Raw genomic sequence first — 16,429 nt, 5'->3', positions numbered from 1 at the left:
GGTGAAGTCAGAGGCAAAGGCCCGGCCGGCGCCCCGCTCCAGGGGCCGCCGGCTGGGCGCGTTCGTTTTCCTTTCGCCCGGGCTGACCTACCTGGTGGTGTTGCTGCTGGCGCCGCTGGCGCTGGTGCTGAGCTACACGGTGTTCCAGCGCGGGCGCTTCGGCGGCGTCGTGTACGAGTTCACGACCGAGAACTTCACCCGCCTGATCGACCCGCTCTACTTGGGCGTGGTCGGCAACTCGCTGAAGATCGCCGGCCTGACGACGCTGATCGCGCTGCTCATCGGCTATCCGACGGCGTACGTGATCGCTCAGCTGCCGCCCAAGTGGAAGACGATCGCGCTGGTCGCCATCGTGCTGCCGTTCTGGACGAACTTCATCATCCGGGTCTACGCCTGGATCATGCTGCTCAGCGGCCCCGGGTTGGTCAACAGCGGGCTGAAGGCACTCGGGCTGGGGCCGTACGAGCTGCTCTACAACCAGGGCGCGATCGTCACCGGGCTGCTCTACTCCTACCTGCCGCTGATGGTGCTCCCGCTGTACTCGGCGATCGAGCGGCTCGACCCGCAACTGCGGGAGGCGTCGGCGAACCTCGGGGCTTCCGGGTTCACCACCTTCAGGAAGGTCACACTGCCGCTCACGGTGCCGGGCGTGCTGACCGGGTGCCTGTTCGTGTTCGTGCCCAGCTTCGGCAACTTCGTCATCCCCGAGATTCTGGGCGGCAACAAGTCGATCATGGTGGGCAACCTCATCCGCGACCAGTTCCTGAAGGCGCGCGACTGGCCGTTCGGCTCGACGCTGGCGCTGGCGCTCATCGCGGTGCTGATCGTGCTGCTGATCGCGCAGGCATGGGCGGCCCGCCGTGCGTAGGTCAAAGCTCCTGTACGTCCCGTTCTGGGCCACGTATGTCTTCCTCTACCTGCCGATCGCCGTGCTGGTGGTCATGTCGTTCAACGCGGGCAGGTCGGCGTACACCTACGAGGGGTTCAGCCTCAAGTGGTACGGCGAGCTGGCCGCCGACGAGCGGATCGCGACCGGCCTGGTCAACACGTTGATCGTGGCCACCGGCTCGACCGCGATCGCCACGGTGCTGGGTACGCTGCTGGCCGTCGGGCTGGCCAGATACACCAGGTCCAAGACCCTCGACGCGATCGTGCTCACGCCCGCCGTGCTGCCCGACCTCGTGCTGGCGATCGGGCTGCTGGTCTTCTACGGGATGATCCAGCTCACGCTGGGCCTGTATTCGGTGACGCTCGCGCACGCGCTCTTCTCCATGGCGTTCGTGGCGGCGGTGGTGCGGACCAGGCTCGCGGGCGCCGACGCCTCGCTGGAGGAGGCCTCGCGCGACCTGGGGGCCGGGCCGGTGGTCACATTCATGCGGATCACGCTGCCGCAGCTGGCGCCCGGCATTGTCGCGGGCGCGCTGCTGGCGTTCACGTTGTCGCTGGACGAGTTCGTGATCGCCTTCTTCACGATCGGGAACGCCGAGCCGACGCTGCCGATCGTCATCTACTCCATGCTTCGTTTCGGGGTGACCCCGAAGATCAACGCGCTGGCCGCGATCCTGCTCCTGGTGAGCTTTACGGCGGTGATCGCCGGGCAGCGGATGACCAAGATCGGGGAGAAGTCACGTGCTCAAGATTGACGGCGTCAGCCGCGCGTTCGGGAACGTCACCGCGCTCGACGAGGTCTCGCTCCAGATCGAGCAGGGCGAGTTCTTCGCCCTCCTGGGGCCCTCCGGGTGCGGCAAGACGACCCTGCTGCGCATCGTCGCCGGGTTCGAGACGCCGGACGCGGGCAAGGTGACGCTCGACGGGGACGACCTGCTGGCCAAGGCGCCCAACAGGCGGCCGATCAGCCTCATGTTCCAGTCGTACGCGCTGTTTCCGCACATGACCGTCGCCAAGAACGTGGCGTACGGGCTGGAGCGCGAGCGGCTGCCCCGCCAGGAGATCAAGCAGCGTGTCGGCGAGGTGCTGGAGACGGTCGGCCTTTCCCAGCACGCGAACCGCAAGCCCGCTCAGCTGTCCGGCGGGCAGCGGCAGCGGGTGGCGCTGGCCCGCTCCATTGTCAAGCGGCCCCGCCTGCTGCTGCTCGACGAGCCCCTGTCGGCCCTGGACAAGAAGGTCCGCGCCGACATGCAGCTGGAGCTCAAGCGGCTGCAGCACGAGGTCGGCATCACGTTCGTGGTCGTCACCCACGACCAGGAGGAGGCCATGTCGCTGGCCGACCGCATCGCGGTCTTCGACAGCGGCAAGGTGCGCCAGGTGGACGAGCCGGTCGCGCTCTACGAGCGGCCGCGCTCGCCGTTCGTGGCCGACTTCGTCGGCGCCAACAACCTCTTCCGCGGCGCCGCGAGCGGCATGGAGGCGCTCAAGAGCGACGCGTTCGGCATGTTGCCCGGTGCGCCGCTCACGGAGCTCACAGCCGGCTCACCGGCTCTGCTGGCGGTACGTCCCGAAAAGGTCGAGCTCGCCGACGAGAGCGCGGTCAGGGGCCTGGCGGGCAGCGTCCTGGACGTCAGCTTCTACGGCGGCGTGTCGCACATCTCCGTGGACGTGCCGGGGCATCCCAAGCCGGTGCTGGTGGCCGTGCAGGGGGCGAGCTCGGTGCAGACGGGCGCCAAGGTCAAGGTGCGCTGGAACGCCCAGGACGCCGTGATCGTGGCGGTGGATCAATGAACCCATCAGAGTGCCAGGTCGTTGCCCGTGGCCGCACGGGCGTACGACAGGATCAGCTCCGCCGCCTCATCCGGTCCGATCACCGGGTGCCTCGCCGTGATGCGGTAACCGTACGCGTCCTCCAGGGCCACCAGATTGCGCGCGATCGTCAGGGAGTCCGAGCTCAGCCGGAACACGCCGAGCGCGGCCCCCGTGTCAAGGATCGCCTGGTACATCGACACCTGGCGGTCGTAGAGCGAGGAGAGCAGGACGCCGTAGACCCAGTTGCGGCCCGCGGCCCCGCCCAGCTCGTTGAGCAGGCGCACGTCCGGGTCGAGCGGTCCGGTCGGCAACCCCGACCTGATCGTGACGACCAGCTTCTCGGCCGGGTCGGTGAAGTCGGCCAGTCGGCGCATCCGCTGCTCGTAGAAGCGCTCCATCCCCGCGTGCTGCGCCTCGACCAGCAGGTCACTGAGGTTGGGGTAGTGGTAGAGGACGGCTCCGGAGGTCAGCCCGGCCTCCTCGGCGACGTGCGAGAGCTGTACACCATCGATGCCGTGGCGGACGATGGCCTTGCGCGCGGCCTCGATCAAGTCGAGACGGCGGTCGCTCCGGCTCTTGCGCTTGGCCACCCCCACCACCTTCACGTCTTCGGTTACCGTTCAGTTAGCCGTGACCATAGTGCCCTTAACTTGACCTTCACGCTAGATACGTTTTTGAATTCTCCTTCAACTCGCTGAAGATCCCCCGGAGTGTCGATGTCTCTCACGATCCTGTTCATGCCGGAAAGCGCGTACGGCCCGACCAACAACTCCATCGGCATCGGCGACATCCTGCGCCGCCGCGGCCACCGCGTCGTCTTCGCCGCGGAGGCGTCGTGGAAGGGCAAGCTGGAGGCGCTCGGCTTCGAGGAAGACCTGGTCGACCTCGCGCCGCCGCCCGAGAACGCCGAGGAGCAGGACCCGGGGCAGTTCTGGAAGGACTTCATCCGCGAGACCGCGCCCGAATACCGCAAGAGCACGAAGGAGCAGCTCGAGACCGTCACCGCGCCCATCTGGGCTGAGCTGATCGACGGCGTGAAATACTGCGAGCCGAAGCTCAAGGTCATCATCGAGCGGGTGAACCCGGACATCATCGTCGAGGACAACGTGATCACGTTCCCGGCGCTGCTCACGGCGGGCAAGAAGTTCGTCCGCATCGTCTCCTGCAACCCGCTGGAGGTGCGCGGGGAGGACATCGCGCCGGTCTTCTCCGGCCTGCCCGCGGACGACCGCGCCGAGTGGGACGCCTTCCGCGCCGAGTACGACCGCACGCACCGCGAGCTGTGGAGCGCCTTCAACGAGTGGTGCGTCGAGCAGGGCACCGAGCCGCTGCCCGACCTCGACTTCATCCACCAGGGCGACCTGAACCTCTACGTCTATCCGGAGATCCTCGACTACACCGACGCTCGCCCGCTCGGCCCGGCCTGGCACCGGCTCGACTCCTCGGTCCGTGAGACGGACGAGGAGTTCACGCTGCCCTTCCAGCGCCCCGAGCGCAGGAGCTCGCGACGAGAGAGCGACGAAGGAGCCAACGAGGAGCGAAGCGGGCGCGACCATAAGCACGAGGGCTCGCTGATCTACTTCTCGCTCGGCTCGCTCGGCTCCTCCGACGTGGAGCTCATGCAGCGGGTGATCGACGTGCTGGCCACCACCTCGCACCAGTACATCGTCTCCAAGGGCCCGCTGCACGAGGAGATCAAGCTCGCCGACAACATGTGGGGCGCGGAGTTCCTCCCGCAGACTAAGATCATTCCACAGTGCGACCTGGTCATCACCCATGGCGGCAACAACACGACCACCGAGGCGCTGCACTTCGGCAAGCCGATGATCCTGCTGCCGCTCTTCTGGGACCAGTACGACAACGCCCAGCGGGTCGATGAATTGGGCTATGGTGTCAGGCTTTCGACCTACGCCTTCACCGACGAGGAGCTGACCGGGGCGATCGCGCGGCTGCTCGGCGACGCGGAGCTGCGGGCGCGGCTCGCCGCGGCGGGCGAGGAGATCCGGCGTCGCGACGGCCTGCGCAAGGCCGCCGACCTGATCGAGCAGCTCGGCCAGTAAGGATTTGACCTTCCATGCGTGAATTGATCAACCCCGCCACTGGGCTCCCGTGTGCCGAAATTCCGGACACGCCGGTGGAGGGCGTGGCGTCGGCCGTACGGGCCGCGCGTGCCGCGTACGAGGAGTGGTCGCAGACCACGCCCGCCGAGCGCGCGCGGCTGCTGCTACGGCTGGCCGACCTCGTGGAGGCCGACGCCGAGGAGCTGACCAGGCTCGAGGTCGAGGAGACCGGCAAGCCGGCGGCGGTGTTCAGGGACGGCGAGCTGCCCTTCGCCGTGGACAACCTGCGCTTTTTCGCCGGCGCCGCCCGCTCGCTCGACGGCTCGGGCGCCGGGGTGTTCAGCCCCGGCTACACCTCGGTCATGCTGCGCCGTCCCGTCGGGGTGGTGGGGTCGATCGCGCCGTGGAACTTCCCGTTCGTCATGGCGGTCTGGAAGGTCGGTCCGGCGGTGGCCGCGGGCAACGCGGTGGTGATCAAGCCGGCCCCGCAGACGCCGCGGACGACGTTGCGTCTCGCCGAGCTGTTCGCCAAGGCGGGCGCGCCCGAAGGGCTGGTCCAGGCGGTCACCGGCGCCGCCGAGGCCGGCCAGGCACTGGTCACCGACCCGGGCGTGGACATGGTCAGCGTCACGGGCTCCACGGAGACCGGCCGGGCCGTGATGTCCGGCGCCGCGGCCACGCTCAAGCGGGTGCACCTGGAGCTCGGCGGCAAGGCGCCGGCGCTGGTCTTCGAGGACGCCGACGTGGCGGAGATGGCCCGCGGCGTGGCGATGGGGGCGACGTACAACACCGGGCAGGACTGCACGGCCGCGACCCGCGTCTACGTCGCCAAGGAGATCTACGGTGACGCGGTCGAGGCGCTCCGGGCAACACTTGCTGAAATTTCCGTCGGTGACCCCTGGGACCCGGCCACCGACATCGGCCCGTTGATCTCGGCCGCCCACCGGGAGCGGGTGCACGGGTTCGTCGCCCGCTCGGGCGGGCGGGTGCTGCACGGCGGCGTCTCGCTCGACGGGCCCGGTTTTTTTTATCCGCCCACACTTGTGACCGATGTCGCACAGGAAAGTGAGATCGTCCAAGGAGAGCTGTTCGGGCCGGTCCTGGTCGTGTTGCCGTTCGACGGCGAGGATGAGGCGGTCCGGCTGGCCAACGACACCAGGTACGGTTTGGCGTCATCGGTGTGGTCGCGCGACGTGTCCCGCGCGATGCGCGTCTCGCACCGGCTGGATGTGGGCGTGACCTGGGTGAACGACCATCTTCCCATCGCCAGCGAGGCGCCGCACGGCGGGGTGAAGGGCAGCGGGTTCGGCAAGGACATGAGCCAGGAGGCGGTGCTGGAGTATTCGGTGACGCGGCACCTGATGGTCAAGCACGCGGCACCGGCCGGACGAGACTCGTTCCGGCCCGCCTGAAATCACGTGCAGCACTATGTGCCTTGAAGTGCTGCTACGGGCACGTTTGATGGGATATGTTCGGTTGGCCGATCTGGTACGGGTTGTGTTCCAATTACCCAGCCGGACGTAATCCCATGCGCCCCACGCGTGACTGATTTCTTTCGAGCACGTACCGGTGAGAGGTTGCGAGAGTCAGTGAGGACGAAAGACCCCAGGCACACGCGGTCAGGGGAGTACACAGGCGGAAGGTTCCGGCTGGCTAACTGGCGTGTGCGCTCCAGGCTGGTCGCCCTCATCCTCATCCCGACGGTCGTGGGTGTGCTGCTCGCGGGTGTCCAGCTGGCCAACGCGATCGGGACCAGCGCCGAATACCGGCGCCTGACTCAGGTCGCCGAGCTGGTCCAGCGCATCGGCGCGCTCAACCACGAGCTCGGCAAGGAACGCACGCTCACCGCGTGGTACGTCGCCGACCGTGACAGGGCAGGGCGCTTCGTCCAGCTCAAGACCCAGCGCGAGGCCACGGACAAGATCAAGGCGCAGGTGCTGACCGCCGCGTCGAACATCGACGAGACGCACTCCACCCGCGTCCAGGAAGGGGTCGTGAGCCTGAAGCGCTGGCTCGACGGCCTCGACAGCTTGCGTGACTCCATGGTGGGCAACGTGCCTGCGCGCGCCGCCATCGGCACGTACAGCACCATGATCGGCATCTTCTCGTCGGTCCAGGACGGCCTGGGAGACGGCGTCAACGACGACCTCCTCCAGCGGGACGTGGCCGCGCTCGGCTCGCTGCAGGGCATGAAGGAGGAGGTCTCGCGCCAGCAGATCATCCTGATCGTCGCGCTCGTCGAGCGCGAGCTGGACAACGAGGCCCTCACCGACTTCCTGGGCTCCTGGAACCGGCAGCAGTCCGAGCAGGCGGCCTTCGAGCAAGTGGCCGATGCCGCGGACCTGCGGGCCTACCAGCAGGGTGTCAGAGGCCTGCAGATCGACCGCGCCGACGCCATGCGGCAGCGCGCACTGGCCCAGGTGCGCGAGTACAACCGGATCAGGGACCTCGACGTCACCACCGGCAGGGACCTGAACTTCTGGTACGACAGCACCACCCTGACCGCCAACGCCATGCGCAAGGTCGAGGACGCCCTGGCCACGAAGATCGTGACCACCACCAGCGACCTGAGCAACACCGAGCAGCGCAACGCGATCATCTCCGGTGCGATGATCCTCATCCTGCTGCTGCTCGTCCTGATCATCACCACCCGCGTGGCCGGCTCGCTGGTCCGCCCGCTGCGGCGACTGCGGGCCGAGGCGCTCCAAGTGGCCACCACCCGGCTGCCCGAGACCGTCCGCGTCCTGCGCGAGCAGGGTGAGGGCGCACGCGTGCCCGAGGTACCGTCGGTCGGCGTCAACACCCGCGACGAGATCGGTGAAGTGGCGCGGGCGTTCGACGAGGTCCACCGCGAGGCGATCCGGCTGGCCGGCGACGAGGCCAAGCTGCGCGCCAACGTCAACGCCATGTTCGTCAACCTCTCCCGCCGCAGCCAGACGCTCGTCGAGCGGCAGCTGCAGCTCATCGAGGGCCTGGAGCAGGGTGAAGAGGACGAGCAGCGGCTCGCGAACCTCTTCCGCCTCGACCACCTGGCCACCCGCATGCGCCGCAACAGCGAGAACCTCCTGGTCCTCGCCGGCCAGGAGGCCGCGCGCAAGTGGAGCGAGCCGGTGCCGCTGGTCGACATCGCCCGCGCCTCGCTGTCGGAGGTCGAGAACTACGAACGCGTCCAGATCCAGATCCCGTCCGGCACGCTGATCGTCGGTCCGGCCGTCACCGACGCCGTCCACCTGCTGGCCGAGCTGATCGAGAACGCGATCTCGTTCTCCCCGCGCGAGAGCAAGGTCGCGGTCACCAGCACGCCTGCCGAGGGCGGCGTGCTGGTCACCATCAACGACCTGGGCATCGGCATGAGCCAGGAGGAGCTGGCCGAGGCCAACTGGCGCCTGGCCAACCCGCCGGTGGTGGACGTGTCGGTGTCACGGCGCATGGGCCTGTTCGTGGTCGGCCGGCTGGCGCTGCGGCACGGCATCAGGGTCCAGCTCAGCATGCGGGAGACCGGTGGCCTGAGCGCGCTGGTCATGCTGCCCGACATGCTGATCACCAGCGCGGCCGGGGTGCCGCAGCAGGGCGGGCAGTACGAGGCGTTCACGTCGTTCGACCCGAGCATGTTCGGGCAGCCGTCGACGAACGGATCGGGACCGCGGCACTCGACGCCTTCCGCCGATCCGTCCTTCCAAGTGGTGGACACGGAGTGGCCGGGCTCGGTGCCCGCGCCGGGGACCGGCTCCTGGCCGTCCTTCGGCGACCAGCCCCCGGCGTTCGGTGAGCAGCCCGGGTTCGGTGAACAGCAGCCTGCGGCGTTCGGTGAGCAGCCCGGGTTCGGCGGGCAGCAGCCTGCGGCGTTCGGTGAGCAGCAGGCAGGTGGGATGCCCGGTGGGGCGCCGGGAGGCGTGGCCGACGAGCCGCGCTGGCCGTCGTTCGCCGAGGAACCGCCTGTTGTCCGGCCGCAGGAGGAACAGCGCTGGTCCGAGGAGCCGCGCTGGCCGTCGTTCGCGGAAGAGGCGCCGCCGGCGCCCGCGCAGCCTCATTCGTTCGCGGAGAACCGGTGGCCGTCGTTTGCCGAGCAGCCACCGCCCTTGCCGGAGGAGGAGCCTCGCTGGCCCTCGTTCGCCACTGAGCCGCCGAAGGACCAGCAGGAGCCGGCCCCGTGGTCGTCCTTCGCCGACCCGATGCCGCGCAGGTCGATGTTCGAGTCGGAGGACTTGCCGCGGCCGCAGTACGGCGATGACTACCGCGCCCCGTTCGGTGAGCAGCCCCAGCCTGCCGACAGGTTCCAGCAGAATGGGCACGGCGACTACGATCCGTTCGGGCCCGGCCGCTACTCCTCCCAGGACATGACCGGCCCGCTGCCGGTCGTGCGCAACTCGCCCATGGAGGAGCACGGCGAGGAGTTCCTGCCGATCTTCTCGTCGGTTGGCTCCGACTGGTTCCGCCGGCCGGATCCCGAGCAGCTGAGGCCGCGCTCCGAGCCGCCGTTCCCGGCCGATCAGCACGCGCAGGCCGGGCCCTCGTTCGAGGAAGAGTCCGAGACCACCGCCGTGCACCCGGCCATCCCCTCCGACGCGCCCGCGTCTCCGGGGACGACGCCGCTGCCCCAGCGCAAGCCCGGCCAGTCCGGTGCAGGCGGGTCCTGGTCCTCGCCCGCGGACTCCGGCTTCCAGGCCGCGCAGGCGGCCGCCCAGCCCGCGCAGGGCGGCACCACGGCCTCGGGCCTGCCGCGCCGCGTCCCCAAGGCCAACCTGGTCCCCGGTACGGCCAGCCTCGCCGAGCCCCAGCCCACGTCGCCGGCGCCGCAGATCTCGCCAGAGCGACTGCGTAACCGGCTCTCCAGCTTCCAGCAGGGTGTCCGGCAAGGCCGAGCGTTCACCCGCGGTGAAGAAAATGAGGAGGACAAATGAGAGAGATGAGCCAGGGAGCGCGTGGCATTAGCTGGCTGATCACGGATTTCGTGAACAATGTGCCAGGTGTCGCGCACACGGTCGTGGTCTCGTCTGACGGCCTGCCGCTGGCCTTCTCCGAGGGGTTTCCCAAGGACCGGGCCGATCAGCTCGCGGCGGTCGCCTCGGGCGTGATCAGCCTGACCCAGGGCGCCGCGCGGGTCTTCGAAGGCGGCATGGTGACGCAGACCGTCATCGAGATGCAGCGCGGGCTATTGATGATCATGTCCATCAGCGATGGATCCTGCTTGGCGGTCCTGGCCGCGCCCGACTGTGACATGGGCCTGGTGGCGTACCAGATGACCCTGCTGGTCGAGCGTGCGGGGCAGGTGCTGACTCCGGCCGTACGCGCTGAGCTGCAAGCGGCCCGCCCCCGCTAGCGCGGGGGTGTGTGAACGGAGATCATAGTGACAGGTCAGGGTTGGGCTGGTGATAGCACTCCGCCGCATCCGGCGGCTCCCCGTCCGCAGAAGCCGAGCTCCCTGGTACGGCCGTATGCCGTGACCGGGGGGCGCACGGCCCCGCGGATGAAGTTCGCCATGGAGGCACTGGTGTCCTCCGTGACGTCGGAATACCAAGACATTTCCCTACTGAGTCCGGAGTATCAGGCGATCATCCAACTGACTCGGAACGTCCGGTCGGTTGCTGAGATCTCCGCCCTTTTACGCCAGCCCCTTGGTGTGGTCCGGGTGCTGATCGCCGACATGGCGTCGGAGGGCCTGATCCGCGTGCACCAGCCTGCGCTGGACGCGGGAAAGCCGGACCTCAACTTGCTCGAAAGGGTGCTCAGTGGACTTCGCAGGCTCTAGCCCCGGCCTGACCTCGACGAAGATCGTCGTGGCCGGGGGTTTCGGCGTGGGCAAGACGACGTTCGTGGGTGCGGTGTCGGAGATCCTCCCGCTCACCACGGAGGCGGTCATGACGGACGCCTCCGCTCACGTCGATGACGTCTCGCTCACGCCGAACAAGACGACCACGACCGTCGCCATGGACTTCGGCCGCGTCTCGCTGGACCGTGAACTGATCCTTTACCTGTTCGGCACGCCTGGACAGCACCGGTTCTGGTTCATGTGGGACGACCTGGTCAAGGGCGCGATCGGCGCGGTCGTGCTGGTGGACACCCGCCGCCTGGCCGACAGCTTCCCGGCCATCGACTACTTCGAAGAGGCGAAACTGCCGTTCGTGATCGGTGTCAACGGCTGGGACGGCCAGTTCGCGCACGGCGAGGAGGATATCCGCGAGGCCATGTCGGTCGGCGGCCACATCCCCATCGTCCGCCTGGACGCCCGGCAACGAGAGTCCGTCAAAGCGACCTTGATCACGTTGGTGGAGCACGCCCTGACCCGCCACATGCACACGCCCGTATAGACGTTTCCCGGGTGCCGCCCGGTCGTAGGTTCCACGGCGGCACCCACGGGTTCACCAGCGCGGCAGCGGGTTCATGGGCGGGAGCGGCTTGTCGTACAGCCAGGCGGACAGCAGCGGTCCCACCGGCCGTGAGGCGTGCCGGTGGACGTGGGCGGCGAACCCCATGGTGGTGACGCTCCCGTGCCGCCGCTCCGCCGTCCAGGCGCGCAGGACCGTGAAGAAGACCTGGTCGCCCAGGGCCCGGCGCAACGCGTGCAGGGTCAGCGCGCCCCGCTTGTAGACGCGGTCGTCGAACAGCATGGCCGGGCCGGGGTCGGCCAGGGCGAAGTCCTGGGGGAGCAGCGCGAGCCTGTGGTGCCAGCGCTGGGCGTGCTCGTCGGCGGAGGGGCCGCCGGACGCCTCCGACCAGAGCCACTCGGCGTAGGCGGCGAATCCCTCCTGCAGCCAGATGTCGCGCCAGCAGGCCACGGTGAGGCTGTTGCCGAACCACTGGTGCGCCAGCTCGTGCGCGATCAGGCGCTCGGACCCGCGCATGCCGTCGACATGGTTCCTGCCGAAGATCGACATGCCCTGGGCCTCGACCGGGATGTCCAGGTCGTCGTCGGCCACCACGACGGTGTAGCCGCTGAACGGATAGGGCCCGAACAGGTCGGTGAACAGCGCCATCATCTCGCCTTGCCGGCCGAAGTCCCGCCGCACGCGGGTGGCGAGGCGCGCCGGGTGGGCCAGCCGGGTTCCGGCGACCTCGGCGAGCTGGTAGCGCCCGATCTGCACGCTCGCCAGATAGCTCGCCATGGGCTCGCTCTGGTCGTAGGTCCACGTCGTGTTCCCGGCCGCGCGGCGCCGCTCGACCAGCACGCCGTTCGCGATGGCCTGGTACGGCGACGCGGTGGTCACAGAGATCCGGTAGGACGCCTTGTCGCCGGGCCGGTCGTTGCACGGGAACCAGGAAGGCGCGCCAATCGGCTGGCCGGCCACGAGCGCGCCGTCGGTCAGCTCCTCCCAGCCGAGGCCGCCCCAGGGGCTCGGCACCGGCACGGGGCTGCCGGAGTAACGCACCTCGACCTCGGCCCGCGCTCCCGCCGGCAGCGGACGCGGCAAGGTCACGCGCAGTTTGCCCTTGCCGGGCGAATATCGGGCCGAGCCGCCGTCCACCGTGACGCTCGACACCCGGAACTTGCCGAGGTCCAGGTCGAGGGCGGTAAGGGGCTCGGCGGCGGACACCGTCAGCCTTGCCGTGCCGTCGAGCCGGTTGGCCGGGACCCGGTACTTCAGCGTCAGGTCGTAGTGCGTGACGCCGTACCGGTGGTCGCCGTGCCCTGGGAAATACGACGTCATCGCCACGCCGAGATGGGGTTGCCGAACCACCTGGCCCGGCTCGGCACGGTCTCACCGCGCATGACCAGCGAGGCGGGACCGATCGTGGTGTCGGAGCCCACCCGCGCGGCCGGCAGCACCACGCCGTGCGGTCCCAGCGTCGCGCCGGCCTCGAGCGTCACCGTGTCCATGCTCATGACCCGGTCATGGAAGAGATGCGTCTGCAGGACACAGCCCCGGTTGACGCAGGCCCCGTCGCCAAGCGTCACCAGATCCGCTTCGGGAAGCCAGTACGTGTCACAGGTGACTCCATGCCCGATCCGTGCCCCAAGTGAGCGCAGCCACACGTTCAGCGGCGCAGTGCCCAGCCACGGCTGCGCGAACCAGGGCGCCGCCAGCACCTCGACGAAGTTGTCCGCCAGCTCGTTACGCCACACGAACGAGCTCCACAGCGGCTGGTTCCCAGTCCGGATCCGGCCGACCAGCGCCCACTTGGCGGCCGTCGCGACCGCTGCCGCGACCACCCCGGCGGCCAGCATGACGACACCGGCCAGGGCGGCCGTCACGGCGAAGCCGTACCGGGCCGCGAGCCCTTCGAAGGCGGCTGCGACCAGGACGGCGAGCGCGACCGCGCACATCGCGGGCACCACGCGGAACCCCTCGACGAGGGCCCTGGCGGCCTTGAACCGCGCGGGCGGGTCGTAGGTCCGGCTCCGGTCGGCCTCTTCGGCGGTGCGGCGCAGCTCGATGGGCGGCATGCCCACGTACGACGAGCCGGATTTTGCCTTCTTCGGCGCTGCCGACAGCACCCCGACCAGGCCGTCCTTGGGCACCTTGCGCCCCGGTGCGGTCATTCCGGAATTGCCGAGGAAGGCGCGCTTGCCGATGCGCGCGGAGGCGATGCGCATCCAGCCGCCGTCCAGCTCGTACGGGGCGAGCATCGTGTCGTCCGCCAGGAAGGCGCCGTCGCCGACCGACGTCATCGTCGGCAGCGCGAGGACCGTGGACAGTTCGACGCCGCGGCCCACCTTCATGCCGAGGGCCCGCAGCCACGCGGGGGTCAGGACGCTCGCGTACAACGGGAAGAGCCAGACGCGTGCCGCGGCCATCAGCCGTCCCGTCGCCCAGGCCTGCCACGCCTGGCGGCTGTGCACCGGGTGGTTCCCCGGACGCAGGCGCAGCCCGAGCAGCCGCACGCTGACCAGCGTGACCAGGGCGAAGGCCGCCATGCCGGTGATCGTCGCCAGCGGCACGCCGGCCAGGGCGGAGGCGAGAGCCTCGCCGAGCGTGCGCGCGTCCCCGGCGAACGCCGCCAGAACAGCGAGGCCGGCCCCGGCAGCGACCGCCGGGAGCAGGCTGAGCGCGATGGCGGTCAGACTGTACAACGTCGCCCAGAAGCGGGTCCGGACGGCTCGCTCTCCTGGTTTGCGTGACTTGCCCTGCCGGAACGCCGGCACGCCTGCCCAGAGCTCGCCTGCGGGCACGGTGCCGGCGACCGCCGATCCCGGGGCGATCCTGGAGTTCTTCCCGATCCTCGCACCGGGCAGCAGCGTCGAGCGGGACCCGACGGTGGCGCCCGCGCCGATCCGGATCTCGCCGATGTGCAGCAGGTCGCCGTCGTACCAGTGGCCGCTGAGGTCGACCTCCTGCTCGACCGACGCGCCCCGGCCCAGCCTGAGCAGTCCTGTGACGGGCGGAGGCGAGTGCAGATCGGACTCCGCGCCGACCTTGGCGCCGAGCATCCGGGCGTACCACGTCATCCAGGGGGCGCTGGCCAGGTCGGGGACGCCGAGCCTGGCCGCGAACTGCTCGGCGAACCACAGTCTCAGATGCACGCCCCCACCGCGTGGGTGGCTGCCCGGCCGTACGCCGCGCAGCAACAGCCGGGCCAGCCCCGCGGACAGGCCCATCCGCCCCATGGGGGTGACGAACGCCAGCGCGCCCAGGGCGACCCACCACCAGGACAGGGCCGGTGCCCACGGCGGCGCGAGCAGGTTGTTGAGCGCCGCCAGCAGCACGATCCACCGCATCGCGCCGGCCGTGAGCAGCGGAACCATGAGCAACGACTGCACGAGAGCGGCCCGCCGGGGCATGGGCGACACGGGCGGCCGCGCCGGCTCCCGCTCGCCTCTCGCGATCAGGAGCCGCGCCAGCCCGGCGAGCGTCGGCTGTGCGTACACGTCGCCCACCGCCACATCCGGATAGTCGGGGCGCAGCACGGACACCAGCCGGGCCGCGGCCAGGCTGGTGCCGCCGTCGGCGAAGAAGTCCGCATCCGGTCCGTCCGGCGCGACGCCGAGGATGCCGGTCCACCGCTCCGCGAGCAGCGCCTCGGCCGGGCTCCACACGGCCGCGGGCGCGGACGGCTCGGTCAGCGGCCAGGGCAGCGCGTCACGATCGATCTTGCCGGAGGTCCTCGTCGGGAGCGAGTCGACCGGCGCCAGGCGCGGCACCAGGGCGGCGGGGAGCGAGCCGGCGAGCAGCTCGCGCGCCTCACCTGCGTCGAAGCCGGGTCCTGTGACGACATACCCCACGAGCACCTGGTGGCCGCCGCCCGCGGTGCGGACCGCGGCGGCCGCGCCGGTGACGCCAGGCAACGCTTGCAACGCGGCGTCCACCTCGCCCAGCTCGATCCTGCGCCCGCCGAGCTTCACCTGGTCGTCGGCCCGGCCGACGAAGACGAGGCCCTCGGGCTCGGCCCGGACGAGATCACCGCTGCGGTAGGCGCGTTCCCAGCCCAGCGACGGCAGCGACGCGTACTTCTCGGCGTCTTTCACCGGGTCCAGGTAACGGGCCAGCCCCACGCCCCCGATGACGAGTTCGCCGGTCTCACCCATGGCCACCGGCTCACCCGAGTCGCCGATCACCGCCAGGTCCCACCCGTCGAGGGGCAGCCCGATGCGCACGGGACCCTCGCCGGTGAGTCGCGCCGCGGAGGCCACCACCGTCGCCTCGGTGGGCCCGTAGGTGTTCCACACCTCCCGCCCCGGTACGGCGAGCCGCTCGGCCAGCTCGGGAGGGCATGCCTCGCCGCCGAAGATGAGCAGCCGGATCCCGGCGAGGTGCTCGACGGGCCAGAGCGCGGCCAGCGTCGGCACGGTCGAGACCGCTGTCACGCGCTGGGCGGCCAGCCAGGGGCCCAGGTCCATCCCGGTGCGTACGAGGGCTCGCGGCGCGGGCACGAGGCAGGCGCCGTGTCGCCAGGCCAGCCACATCTCCTCGCACGACGCGTCGAAGGCCACGGAGAGCCCGGCCAGCACCCGATCGCCGGGGCCCAGCGGCCGCTCCGGCAGGAAGAGTCCCGCTTCGGCGTCGGCGAAAGCGGCCGCGGACCGGTGCGTCACCGCGACCCCCTTCGGCCTGCCGGTGGACCCGGACGTGAAGATGATCCACGCGTCGTCGTCCGGGAGCGGCGCCTCCGCAGCCCTCCCCACGCCCCCGGACAGTGGCGCAGCGGTCCCCGCGCCGCCGTGCATCGTCAGCTTGCCGGAGAGAACGGCGTCGACCCCGGCTTCGGCGAAGACCAGTTCGGCGCGCTCGTCCGGATCGTCGGCGTCGACGGGCACGTACGCGGCGCCGACCGCGAGCACGGCGAGGATGGAGACGTACAACTCGGCGGTTCCCGAGGCGATGCGCACGCCGACTCTGGCGCCGCGGCCGACCCCGGCGTCCGCGAGCTCGGCCGCGACCCGGTCCACCTCGGCGCGCAACGAGCGGTAGTCGAGGCGCACGGTGCCGTCGTCCAGCGCGGGCGCCTCCGGATGACGGCGCGTCGTCTCGTCGAGGATGTCGAGCAACGTGCGCGGTGGCGGCGCGAGCATGCCGGCGGGATAGACGGCGGACGCGGTCCTAGGGCGTAAATCGGCCGAGTGACGAGACAATGCTGCTCCCTGAGTCAGGCGGTCGGTGGCGCCTGCCCAGGAGGCATCTGCCGCGCATCCACATCATCCGCCACTTTCGTGGCGATCGCGCCACCCCCGTGCCCAACGACCGCTGTATCCGCTGCTATTCCGCGACCTGCGCCGGACTGGTGTTCCACGCGCC

The 16,429-nt window shown here is 70.1% G+C and carries 12 protein-coding genes; 9 read left to right on the top strand and 3 right to left on the bottom strand.

Annotation, left to right across the window (positions count from 1 at the left end; translation table 11 throughout):
* Position 1 precedes the first annotated feature (1 nt).
* From OHA25_RS55220 to OHA25_RS55210, 3 genes are read left to right on the top strand one after another with little or no spacing between them, the layout of a single operon-like run.
* Complete coding sequence (locus tag OHA25_RS55220; protein ID WP_327584811.1) at positions 2 to 868, top strand: ABC transporter permease; 867 nt, start codon at positions 2 to 4, stop codon at positions 866 to 868.
* The gene (locus OHA25_RS55215) at positions 861 to 1,643 is read left to right on the top strand and encodes an ABC transporter permease (protein WP_327584810.1); all 783 of its coding nucleotides are present in this window, start codon (positions 861 to 863) and stop codon (positions 1,641 to 1,643) included. The genes OHA25_RS55220 and OHA25_RS55215 overlap by 8 nt, the downstream gene beginning before the upstream one ends.
* Positions 1,630 to 2,679 (top strand): ABC transporter ATP-binding protein, encoded by a 1,050-nt coding sequence (locus OHA25_RS55210; protein WP_327584809.1) that lies wholly within the window; start codon positions 1,630 to 1,632, stop codon positions 2,677 to 2,679. Before OHA25_RS55215 ends, OHA25_RS55210 begins: the two co-directional genes overlap by 14 nt.
* Positions 2,680 to 2,684: 5 nt before the next feature.
* Here the strand turns inward: OHA25_RS55210 and OHA25_RS55205 are convergent, their stop codons facing one another.
* A complete protein-coding gene (locus OHA25_RS55205; protein ID WP_305918248.1) occupies positions 2,685 to 3,290 on the bottom strand; it encodes a TetR/AcrR family transcriptional regulator in 606 nt (201 codons plus the stop codon).
* Positions 3,291 to 3,416: 126 nt separating this feature from the next.
* Between OHA25_RS55205 and OHA25_RS55200 the strand changes: the two genes are divergently transcribed.
* From OHA25_RS55200 to OHA25_RS55175, 6 genes are all read left to right on the top strand, one after another.
* Positions 3,417 to 4,760, top strand: coding sequence for a glycosyltransferase (locus OHA25_RS55200; protein ID WP_327584808.1), 1,344 nt, complete (start codon positions 3,417 to 3,419; stop codon positions 4,758 to 4,760).
* 14 nt (positions 4,761 to 4,774) lie between these two features.
* Positions 4,775 to 6,172, top strand: a complete 1,398-nt coding sequence (locus OHA25_RS55195; RefSeq protein WP_327584807.1) for an aminobutyraldehyde dehydrogenase — start codon at positions 4,775 to 4,777, stop codon at positions 6,170 to 6,172.
* A gap of 252 nt (positions 6,173 to 6,424) precedes the next feature.
* A complete protein-coding gene (locus OHA25_RS55190; protein ID WP_327584806.1) occupies positions 6,425 to 9,661 on the top strand; it encodes a nitrate- and nitrite sensing domain-containing protein in 3,237 nt (1,078 codons plus the stop codon).
* Complete coding sequence (locus OHA25_RS55185) at positions 9,658 to 10,080, top strand: roadblock/LC7 domain-containing protein (protein ID WP_090935862.1); 423 nt, start codon at positions 9,658 to 9,660, stop codon at positions 10,078 to 10,080. Before OHA25_RS55190 ends, OHA25_RS55185 begins: the two co-directional genes overlap by 4 nt.
* Positions 10,081 to 10,182: 102 nt before the next feature.
* Positions 10,183 to 10,509, top strand: coding sequence for a DUF742 domain-containing protein (locus OHA25_RS55180; RefSeq protein ID WP_049565056.1), 327 nt, complete (start codon positions 10,183 to 10,185; stop codon positions 10,507 to 10,509).
* Positions 10,490 to 11,068 carry a GTP-binding protein gene (locus tag OHA25_RS55175; RefSeq protein WP_305918244.1) on the top strand — a complete coding sequence of 193 codons (579 nt, stop codon included), beginning with the start codon at positions 10,490 to 10,492 and terminating at the stop codon, positions 11,066 to 11,068. Before OHA25_RS55180 ends, OHA25_RS55175 begins: the two co-directional genes overlap by 20 nt.
* A 51-nt stretch (positions 11,069 to 11,119) precedes the next feature.
* On the opposite strand, the gene OHA25_RS55170 is transcribed toward OHA25_RS55175, so the two are convergent.
* Complete coding sequence (locus tag OHA25_RS55170) at positions 11,120 to 12,406, bottom strand: M1 family metallopeptidase (RefSeq protein WP_327591190.1); 1,287 nt, start codon at positions 12,404 to 12,406, stop codon at positions 11,120 to 11,122.
* Entirely contained in the window at positions 12,403 to 16,206 is a 3,804-nt protein-coding gene (locus tag OHA25_RS55165; RefSeq protein WP_327584805.1) for a Pls/PosA family non-ribosomal peptide synthetase, read from the bottom strand. The genes OHA25_RS55170 and OHA25_RS55165 overlap by 4 nt, the downstream gene beginning before the upstream one ends.
* Positions 16,207 to 16,429: the final 223 nt, after the last annotated feature.

This window comes from Nonomuraea sp. NBC_00507, assembly GCF_036013525.1.
Classification (GTDB): domain Bacteria; phylum Actinomycetota; class Actinomycetes; order Streptosporangiales; family Streptosporangiaceae; genus Nonomuraea.
This window is presented reverse-complemented; position numbering and strand designations above follow the sequence as displayed.